The following is a 13,735-nucleotide window of genomic DNA, read 5'->3' as shown; positions in this document are numbered from 1 at the left end:
CCTTATGCTTTTTCAATATTCACCAAAAAGGTTTTGTATTCGGGCGTTTGGGTGTTGGCATCGCCGACAAAAGGTGTGAGCGAGTTCACGAGGAACTGCTTCTCGCCGGAGACGTTTTCCCAGCCGCCATGCAAAGGAATGCCGATCTGATGCACGGTTTTGCCGTTAATCTGCAACGGCACCACGCGTTTGGTTACCACGGCTTTTGCCTTAATCCAGGCGCGTTTGGAGCTTACTTTTACCCAATCGCCTTTTTCAATGCCTTTTTCTTTCGCCAGCTCTTCACTGATTTCGATAAATTGCTGCGGTTGCGCAATCATCAGCAGTTTCACCGACTTGGTCCAGAATTGGAAATGCTCGGTCAGGCGGTAGGTGGTGCCGACATAAGGAAACTCTTCGTGTGTACCGATGCGGTCTTTCACGCTGTCAAACAACCGCATCGCCGGAGTTTGCACCACACTCGGGTGTAACGGGTTGGTGCCGATGGGTGATTCAAGCGGCTCGTAATGCTCGGGGAAGGGGCCGTCCACCAACTTGCGCGCGCAGAACAGGCGGCCTACGCCCTCTTCGTTCATAATAAACGGATTCATACCCGAATCGGGTGCGGCATCGGCTTTGAAGTCAGCCACATCGGCGCCTGCCCATTTTTTGCCGTCCCAATGAATCAGCACGCGCTTCGGATCCCACGGTTTTCCGCTCGGATCGCAAGAGGCGCGGTTGTAGATGATGCGGCGGTTGGCCGGCCATGCCCACGCCCATTTCGGCGTATTGCCCAAACCGCTGTCGGTATTGTCGCGGCGATCCATTTGATTGCCCTGCTCTGTCCAAGAACCTGAAAAAATCCAGGTGGCGCATTCGGTGCTGCCGTCGTCGCGCAATTGGGCAAAGCCGTCGAGCAGCTCGCCTTTGCGTCGCACAATATTGCCGTTTTCGTCTTTAATATCCGCCAAAGCATAGCCGTTTGATTCCTTGGCCATTTCTTCCGGCGTCGGTGCATACGGGTCTTTATAGTGCCAAGCCAGTTTGGTAATCGGCTCAGGCGCGGTGCCGCCCTCTTTTTCATACAGTGCTTTGAGCATCATATGCAATTCGCCCAAAATATCGAGATCGGGTAAGGCTTCACCGGGCGGCTTCGCACCGGGGTGGTGCCATTGCAGCCAACGCGAAGAATTCACAATTGAGCCGGCCTCTTCGGCAAAACAAGGCGTGGGCAGGCGGAATACTTCGGTTTGGATGGCGGCCGGATCAACATCATGCGCATCGCCGTGGTTTTGCCAAAACGATGCGGTTTCAGTAGCCAGCGGATCCATCACCACCATGTATTTCAATTTGGAAAATGCTTCGGTAACGCGATGCGCATCGGGGAACGAGCCTTGCGCATTAAAGCCCTGCACCAGCAAACCGTTTACTTTGCCCTGATACATCAATTCGGTGAGCTGCAAAATATCATACATTTTGTCCCATTTCGGCAGCCAATCGTAACCCCAGTTGTTTTCGCGGGTGGCATTTTCGCCATACATCCACTTCAAAAAGCTGACGAAAAAGGCCGGCGTGTTGCTCCAATAATTGAGCTGGCCAGGTTGCAAAGCCTTGGGGGTTTGTTTTTCGATGTATTCTTGGAAAGTGCGGTGGCGGTCTTCGCTCGGCAGTGAAAGATAGCCCGGCAACGCAGTGGAAAGCAGCCCCAAATCAGACAAACCTTGAATATTGGAGTGGCCGCGCAATGCGTTGACACCGCCGCCCGACATGCCGATATTGCCCAACAGCAGTTGCACCATCGCCATCGTGCGGATAATTTGGGTGCCGGTGGTGTGTTGCGTCCAGCCCAATGCATAAAGAATGGTGCCTGCTTTATCCGGCGCCGCCATTTCGCCCCATGCTTCGGCCACTTTCAGAAAGTCTTCTTTGGAGGTGCCGCAGATGGTGTTCATCATATCGAGCGTGTAGCGCGAATAGTGTTTTTTCAGCAACTGCCACACGCTGCGCGGATGTTGCAGCGTGGGGTCGGTTTTGGCATAACCATTGCCGTCGAGCTCGTAATACCAGGTTTCGTTGTCGTAAAAACCGCTGCGCTTGCCGACACGGCTGGCCACTTCGGGGTTTTCTTCTTCTTTTTTGTCTTCGTCGGGCGTTTCGCCTTCGTGGCCGGAAAACATGCCTTCGTTAAAGTCGTAGCCTTCCGCCACGATAAAACTGGCGTTGGTATAGGCTTTAACATATTCCCATTGAATTTTATCGTTTTCAATCAGCCAGTTAATCAATGCACCCAAAAAGGCGATATCGCTGCCCGAGCGCACGGGCGCATAGAAATCGGCAACGGCGGCGGTGCGATTGAAGCGCGGGTCGACCACAAACAATTTGGTGCCTTTTTTCTTTTTCGCTTCAATCACCCATTTGAAACCGACCGGGTGGGCTTCGGCGGCATTACCCCCCATCACCATAATGAAATCGGCGTGCTGAATATCGACAAAAGTGTTGGTCATCGCCCCGCGGCCGAAAGTGGAAGCCAGCGCCGACACAGTAGGGCCGTGGCACACACGCGCCTGCGCATCGGTGGCAACAATGCCGAGCGAGCGCATCCATTTTTGGGTGAGGATACCGGTTTCGTTGGAAGAAGCAGAAGCGGTAAGCATGCCCAAAGTGGGCAGTCGGTGCACCGGCACACCCTTTTCGTTGTTAACAATCAGGTTGGCATCGCGGTCGTCTTTGATGTGGCGGGCAATGCGGGTCAGCGCATCGTGCCATGAAATGCGTTTCCACTCGTTGCTGCCCGGCTCGCGCACTTCGGGAAAATGCAGGCGGTTGGGGCTGTGCACGAAATCAATCAACGATGCGCCTTTCGGGCAGAGTGAACCGCGGCTGACCGGATGATCAGGGTCGCCTTCAATGTGGAAAATGGATTTTTTGGCGTTTTTGGCACCATCGCCCAAACTATAAAGAATCGTGCCGCAGCCTACCGAGCAATAAGTGCAGTTATTACGCGCCTCTGATGCGCGAGAAAGCTTGTATTGGCGCACTTCTGCCCACGCATTGGTCGGCATCATGCCCATTACCGCCAAGCCGGACGCACCTGCGCCGGCGGCGGTGACTTTGAAAAACTGCCGTCTGGTTACATTCATGGTTGTGTTCCTGCCTGATTTTTCAGCCGCTTTTTTCAGACGGCCTTGTTATTCATTCAAACTTTATTGATGTCTTGCCGACGGCATTAAGACCATGAAAAACATGGCCTTTTATGATTGTATTGCAGGGCAATCTGGCCGAATACTCCGAAACCGCCATCAATCTGTTGCCGATAGCAAGATGATGTAATGAATTGTAAGCTATTTCGGGGGGCATAGTCTAATTTTATTTGGAATGCATTTTTATTGATTTTAATTATCATTAATAGAAATTCACCCATACAGACCAGGCGGGTTTTCCCGCGATGGTTGCCTAGGCTGTCCTGACAATTCGTGTATGAGGGAATTTTTGTTCCTGGAAATGCAGATGCCAGGCAAAAAAATTGTCAGGACACCCCAGTACTGTGCGACTTAATCTTACGAGGCAAGATAATACCCATTCACAAAAGTAAGATGATTAAGCTGAACAACAATAAAGGCCGTCTGAAATACGCTTTTCAGACGGCCTTAATCATGATTCCGGTCTATTAAAAAAGATTGCTTAATGGCTGAATTTATCAAAACCGTTTGCCGGTTCATGCAGGACTTCGGCAAACTCAGCTGCCTGTGCCTGCCCTTTTTGCAGTTGCCTGACTCAGGGTGTCCTAACCATTCAGGATGATTCAGATTTTTTGCGATAAAAAGTGCAGATGCAAGGCAAAAAACGCAGCAAGATTGGGCATCTTGCGAGGCTTTTTAACCCAGCAGATGTGCTTTTAGCGCCAAAAAGATGATGATACATGGCACATCAGAACACCCAAATGGTTCAGCCAAAAATCAAATACCGCCATATTTTTTCAGACGGCATTGCTTTGTATCAAACCAAACCGCCCACACGCTATATCTTGCAGTGGCCGTCTGAAAACCTACATACACTCGGAATCCAGCGATAAAGAAGCCAGTGTTCGGTCGAATTCTTCGATATAGCTTTCCAGCAGATAAGGGCGCAACAGGCTGAGGGTGCGCCGGATGCCGCGCACTTTCGAATCTTCGGTCAGTTTGGCACGGCCGCGCAATGAGCCGTCGAAGTCGAACCAATATTTGGTCACAATCCACATGTTCATGGCCATATCGTTCATGGCGGTTTCATCGGCGCGGATGATGTCTAAACCGTTTAAGCGGGTGAGCAGCTTCACCAGCAGCGGCGACACTTTGGCATGGGTGAAATCATTGTGTTCGCCCAAAAGCTCGGCACTGCGGGCCAGCAGCGTGTTGACGTCGCTGAACAAAAAACGATAGCGCCACATCACATCATAAATGCCCGCCATATAATTCACCGAGTTGCACACATTGGTGGGCAACACCGCGCCATGCAGATACTCAAGCAAATCTTCGCTGTAGCGCTTGAAAAGCTGCACGATGATTTCATCTTTATTGCGGAAATGGTAATACAGATTGCCCGGGCTGATGCCCAAATGGGCGGCGATGTGGTTGGTGCTGATATTGCGCTCGCCCTCTTCGTTAAACAGCACCAGGCTGGCGTCTACAATACGGTTATATGTATTCGGTCTGGCTTCTTTCACCACAATGTTACTCCTTGTTTGTTGTGCCTGCGGCAGTACCGCAAGGCTGTTATTGTTATCGCTGCGCTGATGCAGAATAGGCATGAAACATGTATCAGACAGCAGCGTGAAATTTCAGATTATAGCCAACAACCATAATCAATATTGTAATCATATCGTAAAAGACAATGGCAACCAATTGGGCTCGGCATGCAAATCCACGCCAAACCGCGCCTGCACCTGCGCACGCACATGCATGGCCAAATCATACACATCTTGTGCCGATGCCTGCTGCTTGTTTACCAACACCAAAGCCTGTTTTTCATGCACGGCCGCCCCGCCGATTTGAAAGCCTTTCAGACGGCATTGGTCGATCAGCCAGCCGGCAGCCAGCTTCACCGAACCATCGGGCTGCGGATAATGCGGCATTTGCGGATACTGCGCCTGCAAAGCCTGCGCCTGCGCCGCGCCGACAATCGGGTTTTTGAAAAAGCTGCCGACATTGCCGAGCGTTTTCGGGTCGGGCAGTTTTTCGGCGCGGATTTGGCAAACCGCAGCGGAAACATCTTTAGCCGTAGCCGCTCTGCCGGCGCAACGTTCGGCCAACACCGCCGCCAAATCGCCATAACGCACATCGGCGCTGAAGTTTTCTTTGAGCGCAAACCGCACCGACACAATCACATAACGCCCTTTGCCGGCTTGCTTAAACAAGCTTTCGCGATAAGCAAAACCGCATTCCGCGTTGCCCAGCTCGACAAATGTGCCGCTGTCTAAATCAAAGCAGCACACCGAATCGAGCACATCTTTCACTTCTACACCGTAAGCGCCGATATTCTGCACCGGCGCCGCGCCCACCGTGCCCGGAATCAGGCTTAAATTTTCGAGGCCGCACAAGCCCATGTTTAAGGTGTGCAACACAAAATCATGCCAGTTTTCACCGGCCTGCGCTTCAATATAGACCAGGCCGTCTGAACGCCGGATTTCGCGTATGCCTTTATTCTGCATATGCACCACCAAGCCTGGATAATCCTGCATCAACAATATATTACTGCCGCCGCCGAGCCACAACACCGTGTGGCGGTCAAATTCGGGCTGCCGCACCAATTCGGGCAAATCGGCCGCATCGGCCAGCGTGGCAAAATAGCGCGCCCGGGCGGGCAGGCCGAACGTATTGAGCGGCTGCAAATCTACATCATACTCAAGCTGCATCACACCATCCTTTTTCTTGCCGCCATCGTACGGCTGCATATTTCCAAATACCACACCAGCCACACCGCCGCCACGGTCAACGACAGCACCAGCGCCGTCCAAAAACCGTAAATCCCCATATCATGTCCATAAGCCAACCAGTAGCCCGGCAGCAGCCCGAAGCCCCAAAACGCCACGGCATGAATCAGCATCGGTACCCGCGTGAGCTTGTAGCCGCGCAGCGCATAAGAAGCCACACATTGGGTTGCATCGGCCAACTGAAACACCGCCGCAAACAACAACACCGCCGCCGCAATCGCCAACACGCCCGCATCATCGGTATACATTCCCGCCAGCTGATGACGGAACAGCACCAAAATCAAAGCCGTTGCCACCGCCAGCACCAAGCCCAACACCAGCGACACGCCCGACACATAGCGCGCCCGCACATATTCGCCGCGGCCGAGCGAATAGCCCACCCGCACCGTGCCCGCCGCCCCCACACTTTGCGGAATCATATAAATCACCCCGGTGAGGCTGATCACCACCTGCTGTGCCGCTACATAATCCTCGCCCAGCCGCGCCACCAAAAACACAATACACGAAAACAGGCTCACTTCCAGAAAAAACGACAAACCGATCGGCATGCCCAATTTCCAAATCTGCCCAAACGCCTGAGCGTTGGGCCGGCTGAATGTTTCCATCAATTTAAATTGGCGGAAATACTGCTGTTTGGCCACATACAGCCACAACACCAGCGCATTGAACCAAAACACCAGCGCCGTTGCCACCCCGCAGCCCGCACCGCCCAGCGCCGGCATACCGAATTTGCCGTAAACAAAAGCATAATTGAGCGGAATATTCAGCAAAAACGCCAAAAAGCTCACAATCATAATCACCCGCGGCCGGTTGAGGCTCGAAGCATAAGCATGCAGCGCCCGATGCACCATCGCCGCCGGCATTGCCAGGCCGGTAAACAGCATATACAGCGCCATCATCTCTTCGACCTTATCGCTCAAATCCAGCCAAGCCTGAAACGGCCACACCAACAGCCACATCAGCAGCATGCCGATGATGCCCAGCATCACGCCGAACCAAATGCCCTGCCGCCCCGTTTCGCCTACCTCATCTTTGCGGCCGGCGCCGAAAAGCTGCGCAATCATCGGGTTTAGCGCCGTCATCACCCCCATAAAAGTAATGTAAATCGTGGCAAACACACTGCTGCCCAGCGCCACCGCCGCCAAGTCTTCCTTGCCTGCGCCGCCGGCCATCACCGTATCCACAAAACCAATGCCCACCTGCGCCACCTGCGCCACCAGCATCGGCAGCGCCAGCACTGCCAGCTTATTGATTTCTTTTTTAAACACCGGCCATGAATAGCCGTTCAAATCGAGCAACATAATTTATCCGCGCTTTCAGACGGCCTTAAACCTTAACCTATTCATCAATCAGCCGACCAAGCAAACTGAAGGCAATACAACACACACAGAGCCGGCAATGAGCGGTATTTGTGGATAGGCATGATGAGCAATAGGCCGTCTGAAAGCTTTGTCCTATATAAAGAATCCAACCGCGTAGTGTATCAAAAATCTGTTGCCTTATGTAAAGATGTCAAACATATGCTCCGCCCTGCGGTTGCGGCAAAGCGCCATCGTCCGGCAATCGGCACCCGTGTAAAAAAGCTTCACACAAACAGCCGCTGCCTTAACCAAAACGTTATCCCCCTACGCGCCACTTTTTTTTCAGACGGCCAATCTCTTGTTTTTACATTAATAATTCGCAACCAACAAACAAACCATACATTAACGCGCCTTAATATTTCCAAATAGGAAATTATGTTTTAATGAAACGTTGCTTTATTACAAACATCACCGAACGTATACTGCACTCATCCGACAAACACAGCGCAAGTGTGATTTGTTTATTGAAAAACATCCGCAAACAACAAGAGGAAAGTATCATGAAAAACATCGTATTAGCTACCGTATTGAGCCTGACTGCCGCCGCCGCTTTCGCCAACGGCGCCCCGACCGAAAGCTACCCCAACGGCTACCGCCCGCACGCTGATTTGAGCAGCGTGGTTCAAGAAGCACCGCGCAGCAATATTATCCGCGCCGCCAAAAACGACGACAGCGTGAAATTGGTTTACACCGGCGACCGCGACGGCGCTGCCTACAGCCTCTACCCGGAAGACAACTTCCGCGCCCGCTACGCCGATATCCGCTAAACAGCCTTTGCGCAGCAGCAATCGATTGAATGATGTACCAGCGGCAGCCCTCGGGTTGCCGCTTTTTTATGGCCGCCGCACATCCATGATTGGCCTCAGATATTCAAAACACATCATTTAACATCCATTTTTTTCAGTTTTTCCGTAGGTGGCACTCACACTACCAGGCTGTTCACCATCACTGCCCGCAACGATGCCGAAGCGGTTAGCCGACAGCACCGGTTAAGCATTTATAGATTAAGATACCGTGAGAAATGCCCCTTGTTTAGGGCTTGAATATATAAGGCCGTCTGAAAACGGTGAAAATGCAGTTTCAGACGGCCTTGTTTTGATGCGATTGCGGGTGAACATCAACACAAACACCCTGCTCTATTGCCCGCCCCATAGCTCTGCGGCAATTTCTTCAACCAACCGCACCTTCGCCCATTGCTCGGCTTCGGTCATGATATTGCCCTCTTCGGTAGAGGCAAAACCGCATTGCGGGCTGAGTGCCAACTGCTCAAGCGGCACGATTTCGGCGGCTTCGGCAATGCGTGCTTTTACTGCCTCTTTATTTTCCAACTCAGGGAATTTCGAAGTAATCAAGCCCAATACAATGCGGCCTTTATGCGGATTGTCGTTAAAATATTTCAACGGCTCAAAACCGCCCGAACGCTCGTTGTCGTATTCGAGAAAATAGCCGTCAAACGCCGTTTGGCCAAATAGCTCCGGCGCCACCGGGTCATACGCACCGCTGAGCAGATACGATGATTTGTAGTTGCCGCGGCACACATGGGTGGTGATGCACATATCTGCCGGTTTGCCGGCCAAAATGGCCTGAATATTTTCCAGCGCATAACGCTTGTTTTCGACAAACTCAGGCGCATCGGGGTTGTTGCACAGGCTGCCCCAATACACATCATCGATTTGCAGATATCGGCACCCGGCATCGTAAAAAGCCTGAACGGCATCCCGATAAGCCTGCCGCACATCGGCGGCAAAAGCCGCTTTATCGGCATACACGCCGGTATCCCAAATAAACGGATACATCAATTGGTTGGGGCTAGGAATGGTGTATTTGACCACACCGCGCTCACCCACAATTTTCGCCAACGCCTGATAATGCGCAATAAACGGATGGTTTTGCGGCCACGCCACTTTACCGTTGCAGCGGGTGTTGTAGCGGCGCACTTCGGTATCTTTAAACGCATAGGCCTGCTCGGGCACAAAGCCCTCAATACCGTCGAGATTTTCCAGAAAATCAATATGCCACCACGAGCGGCGGAATTCGCCGTCGGTAATCACGCCCAGGCCGGCAGCCAGCTGGTCGTCTACCAATTTGGCGATTTCTTCATCTTCCACACGGGTCAGCGCTTCGCGGCTGATTTTGCCCTCGGCAAAGTCGGCGCGGGCTTGTTTGAGGGCGGCAGTACGCAGGTAGCTGCCCACAGTATCGGCGCGCAGCGGCAGAGTTTGGCTCATAACGGCTCCTTTTTTTGCATTTTCGATAATGATTTGACAATGGTTTAAGTATAAATGAAATTGATGCTGAAAATACGGCTGTTTTGATGAAAAATCTGCCTGCTTCCATCAAGCCGGCTCATATATGCTACCAACATGATTGAGGCCGTCTGAAATCCTTCAAAAGATGATGATATATGAATGGTCAAGACACCCCAGGGTGTCCTGATGTGTCGTTTATGAGGGGATTTTTGTTCCTGAAAATGCAGATGCAAGGCAAAAAACGCAGCAAGATTGGACATCTTGCGAGGCTTTTTAACGCAGCAGATGCGTTTTCAGGGACAAAAAGCACCCGTAAATCGAATTGTCAGGACACCCTAATGCGCAATATCGACAGCGCCGCCGGCATATCCGCTATAATTGCGCCATATTGATGATTATCAGGAGCCCGCATGTTTACCGAAGCCGCCCAGCAACTGACCACCGTGCGCGATATTTTGCGCTTTGCCGTCAGCCGTTTCAACGAAGCCGATTTGTTTTTCGGCCACGGCAGCGACAACGCCCACGACGAAGCCGCCTATCTGATTTTGCACACCCTTAACCTGCCGCTCGATATGCTTGAGCCTTATCTGGATGCCAAGCTTTTGAAAAACGAAAAAGAAAACGTGCTTGAGCTGATCGAACGCCGCGTTAACGAACGCCTGCCGGTGGCTTATCTCACCCATCAGGCCTGGCAGGGCGATTTTGATTTTTATGTCGACGAACGCGTGATTGTGCCGCGCTCGTTTGTGTATGAATTACTGGGCGAACCGCTGGCGCCGTGGATCGAGCACGAAGAGCTGGTGCACCGCGCGTTGGATTTGTGCACCGGCAGCGGCTGTCTGGCTGTTCAAATGGCGCACCACTACCCTGCCGCCGAAATCGATGCGGTCGATTTGAGCCTGGATGCGCTGGAAGTGGCCGCCGTCAATGTGGAAAGCTACGGCCTCGAAGCGCGCATCAATCTGATTCACACCGATTTATTTGAAGGCCTGGAAGACACTTACGATCTGATTGTCTCCAACCCGCCTTATGTCGATGCCGAATCGGTAGACACCCTGCCCGAAGAATACCTGCACGAGCCCGAATTGGCTTTGGGCAGCGGCGAAGACGGCCTCGACGCCACCCGCCAAATCATCTTGCAAGCCGCCAAATTTCTCAACCCCAAAGGCGTGTTGCTGGTCGAAATCGGCCACAACCGCGATGCGCTCGAAGCCGCTTATCCCGAGCTGCCGTTTACCTGGCTGGAAACCAGCGGCGGCGACGGCTTTGTGTTTTTGCTAACCCGTGAACAATTATTGGGCGAAGCGTAAAATAGAGAGAATGAAAAAAGACGTGATGCCAAGCGCTGCAACGCCGCAGCACTTTTCTATTCATTTCACTATCTGCGCCTTAGGGTGCCCGGACAATTCGATTTACGGGTGCTTTTTGCCCCTGAAAACGCATCTGCTGCGTTTTTTGCCCGGCATCTGCATTTTCAGGAACAAAAATCCCCTCATAAACGACACATCAGGACACCCTGGCCGTCTGAAAGATGCTTCAGACGGCCTGAACCATTGTTGAATCCACCTTCATCATCTGATTATGAATACCCGCGAAAAACTCAGCTTTACCACTTTTCCGGCGGCCATTGCCGGTGTTTTGCTGCTGTGGCTGCCGGTGTTGCTGCTGCATCTGACCATTGCGCTGTTTACCGCGCTGATTACCTGCACCGCTACCCGATGGCTGGCACACCACTTGCGCCGCAGCCGCCCCGGCGTGCGCCACGCCGAATTGTCGGCCTTACTGCTGTTTGTCTTGCTCTCGGCTGCGGCAATCTACCTGGCCGGCCACTGGCTCCACAATCAGGCCGGCGGCAACATTATCAGCAGCCTGATGACGCAGACCGCCGGCGTGCTCGACCGGCTGCACACCCAACTGCCCGCCAGCCTCAGCCGTTATCTCCCCGCCTCTGCCGAAGGGCTGCGCGATGCACTTTCGCAAGGGCTGAAAGACCATGCGCTGCAACTGCAAACCGCCGGCACCCACACCTTGAGCGCCATCGGCCACGCGCTGGCCGGCCTCATTATCGGCGGCCTGATGGCAGTGCAGATGCCGACGGGCATGCCGCGACCGGCCGCGCCGCTCAGCGCCCGCCTTCACGATGCCTTTCAAAGCCTGTGCAACAGCTTTAGCGAAGTGTTTTTCGCACAAGTGCGCATCTCGCTGATCAACACGGCGCTCACCGCCATCTACCTGCTCGGCATCCTGCCGCTCTTGGGCAAACCGCTGCCGATGTCCGGCGCGTTGGTGGCGCTGACCTTTTTCAGCGGCCTGATTCCGGTGGTGGGCAATCTGATTTCCAACGCGTTTATCGTGGTATTGAGCCTGTCCGACAGTGTAACCGTGACCGTAATGTCGCTGTTGTGGCTGATAGGCATCCACAAGCTCGAATATTTTCTGAATGCGCACATCATCGGCCAAAAAATCAAGGCCGCCGCCTGGGAGCTGCTGCTGGCCATGCTGCTGATGGAAGCCATGTTCGGCCTGGCGGGGCTGGTGAGCGCGCCGATTATTTATGCGCAAATCAAACATATTCTGATAGAAAAAGGCTGGATCGGCCGGCCGGCGGTAGCGGATTCCGCTGCAAAATAGCGGTTTGAATCACAATTGCGGTTCAACTTAATCACCGCCTCCCTCTGCGTTGGAACAGAGAAAACAAAATACCGCAGCTTTATCGGCGCTTCAAACAAAGGCCGTCTGAAAGAAACGACTTTCAGACGGCCTTTGTTTGCAGAATACACATTCACCAAAGCAAACTAACAAAGCCGCGAGCCAATGCCGTTAGGTTATTGTTGTGAATGGATATTAATTACCCTACTCCGTTGCCCAACCCGCCTCCGTTAAAACAGAGGGAACAAAATACCGCAGCTTTTATCAATGCGTCAAACAAAGGCCGTCTGAAACCGCTATTTCCGGTTTCAGACGGCCTTTAGTTTTACCAAAGCGGTTATTTCAAATTGGCTTTAAAAAACTGTTCAAACTTATCAAACGGAATCTTGCCGGCTTCGTTGTCATACAAATCAACATGGCTCGCGCCGGGGATAATCAGCAATTCTTTGTTGTTGCCGGTGAGCTTTTTAAACGCGTCTTCGCCAAAATAGCGCGAATGGGCGTTTTCACCGTGTACCATCAACACCGGATTGCGGATTTCCGCCGTATAGCTCAACAGCGGCATATTCATAAAAGAGAGCGGGGTGGTGGCCGTCCATGCGCCGTTGGAATTCACGGAACGGGGGTGGAAGCCGCGCGGGGTTTTATAGAAGTTGAAATAATCCTGCACAAATTTCGGCTCGCTGCCGGTAAGCTTTTCAGGCAGATTGTTGGTAGAAGGCGCGATGGTGCCGCTGCGGGCATCTTCGGTGCGCTGCGCATTGAGCTGCACGCGGGTTTGGTAGCGCTGTTCGGGGGTAACGCTGTCGTTATAGCCGTTGGCCATCACGCGGCTCATATCATACATGGTTGCGATAACGGATGCCTTGATGCGGGTATCCATCGCCGCCGCATTCAGGGCCATGCCGCCCCAGCCGCAGATGCCGATAATGCCGATGCGCCCGGCATCCACGCTGCTCAAAGTGGTGAGAAAATCCACAGCGGCGCTGAAATCTTCGGTGTTGATGTCGGGCGAGGCCACATTGCGCGGTTCGCCGCCGCTCTCACCGGTGTAGGAAGGATCAAACGCCAGCGTAATAAAACCGCGCTCGGCCATGGTTTGCGCATACAGGCCGGAAGACTGTTCTTTCACCGCACCAAACGGGCCGCTCACGGCAATGGCGGGCAGCTTGCGGTTGCCACGGTTTTTCGGCAGGTATAAATCAGCAGCCAGCGTGATGCCGTAGCGGTTTTTGAACTGCACTTTCTGATGGTCGACACGGTTGCTTTGCGGGAAAATTTTATCCCATTCTTGGGTGAGGTTTAAGGTCATGGCTGGGTTTCCTGTGGTTGAAACACGATCTTGCGCCCATACAGGTGCGGCAGCAGCGGCCAGCGCGGCAGCGGTGATAACGGTTAGGGCAGAGTGCATAAATTTTCGGCGTGAAATGATGAAGTTCATGTCGGGCTTTCTTAAAATAAACCATTAATTTGATAGCAGGCATTTTAAAGCGGCTTCAGTTTCTAGTAAATTTATCAATTGTTATTTC

Annotated in this window: 10 protein-coding genes; 4 read left to right on the top strand and 6 right to left on the bottom strand. The window is 52.8% G+C overall.

Annotated elements, in window-relative coordinates:
* Positions 1-2: 2 nt before the first annotated feature.
* From fdnG to LVJ83_RS06235, 4 genes are all read right to left on the bottom strand, one after another.
* Positions 3-3,119, bottom strand: a complete 3,117-nt coding sequence (fdnG, locus tag LVJ83_RS06250) for a formate dehydrogenase-N subunit alpha (RefSeq protein ID WP_244787361.1) — start codon at positions 3,117-3,119, stop codon at positions 3-5.
* 905 nt (positions 3,120-4,024) lie between these two features.
* A complete protein-coding gene (locus LVJ83_RS06245; RefSeq protein ID WP_244787359.1) occupies positions 4,025-4,684 on the bottom strand; it encodes a TetR/AcrR family transcriptional regulator in 660 nt (219 codons plus the stop codon).
* A gap of 147 nt (positions 4,685-4,831) precedes the next feature.
* Positions 4,832-5,869 carry a UDP-N-acetylmuramate dehydrogenase gene (murB, locus tag LVJ83_RS06240; protein WP_244787357.1) on the bottom strand — a complete coding sequence of 346 codons (1,038 nt, stop codon included), beginning with the start codon at positions 5,867-5,869 and terminating at the stop codon, positions 4,832-4,834.
* Positions 5,869-7,248: an MATE family efflux transporter gene (locus LVJ83_RS06235; protein WP_244787355.1), complete on the bottom strand. Its 1,380-nt coding sequence runs from the start codon at positions 7,246-7,248 to the stop codon at positions 5,869-5,871. Before LVJ83_RS06235 ends, murB begins: the two co-directional genes overlap by 1 nt.
* 560 nt (positions 7,249-7,808) lie before the next feature.
* Here LVJ83_RS06235 and LVJ83_RS06230 point away from each other — a divergent pair.
* Complete coding sequence (locus LVJ83_RS06230) at positions 7,809-8,075, top strand: hypothetical protein (protein ID WP_244787353.1); 267 nt, start codon at positions 7,809-7,811, stop codon at positions 8,073-8,075.
* Between the two features lie 369 nt (positions 8,076-8,444).
* On the opposite strand, the gene LVJ83_RS06225 is transcribed toward LVJ83_RS06230, so the two are convergent.
* Entirely contained in the window at positions 8,445-9,536 is a 1,092-nt protein-coding gene (locus LVJ83_RS06225) for a 5-methyltetrahydropteroyltriglutamate--homocysteine S-methyltransferase (RefSeq protein ID WP_244787351.1), read from the bottom strand.
* A gap of 218 nt (positions 9,537-9,754) precedes the next feature.
* Here LVJ83_RS06225 and LVJ83_RS06220 point away from each other — a divergent pair, with 218 nt between their 5' ends.
* The 3 genes from LVJ83_RS06220 (at position 9,755) to LVJ83_RS06210 (ending at position 12,188) form a co-directional block, all read left to right on the top strand.
* A complete protein-coding gene (locus LVJ83_RS06220; RefSeq protein ID WP_244787349.1) occupies positions 9,755-9,949 on the top strand; it encodes a hypothetical protein in 195 nt (64 codons plus the stop codon).
* 18 nt (positions 9,950-9,967) lie between these two features.
* Positions 9,968-10,867, top strand: a complete 900-nt coding sequence (gene prmB, locus LVJ83_RS06215; protein ID WP_244787347.1) for a 50S ribosomal protein L3 N(5)-glutamine methyltransferase — start codon at positions 9,968-9,970, stop codon at positions 10,865-10,867.
* A 271-nt stretch (positions 10,868-11,138) separates the two neighbouring features.
* Positions 11,139-12,188, top strand: coding sequence for an AI-2E family transporter (locus LVJ83_RS06210; protein WP_244787345.1), 1,050 nt, complete (start codon positions 11,139-11,141; stop codon positions 12,186-12,188).
* Positions 12,189-12,543: 355 nt separating this feature from the next.
* On the opposite strand, the gene LVJ83_RS06205 is transcribed toward LVJ83_RS06210, so the two are convergent.
* Positions 12,544-13,647, bottom strand: a complete 1,104-nt coding sequence (locus tag LVJ83_RS06205; protein WP_244787343.1) for an alpha/beta hydrolase — start codon at positions 13,645-13,647, stop codon at positions 12,544-12,546.
* Between the last annotated feature and the right edge of the window lie 88 nt (positions 13,648-13,735).

This window comes from Uruburuella testudinis (genome assembly GCF_022870865.1).
Taxonomy (GTDB): domain Bacteria; phylum Pseudomonadota; class Gammaproteobacteria; order Burkholderiales; family Neisseriaceae; genus Neisseria; species Neisseria testudinis.
Note: the sequence above shows the minus strand (reverse complement) of the source record. Positions and strands in the feature narration are given on the sequence as shown.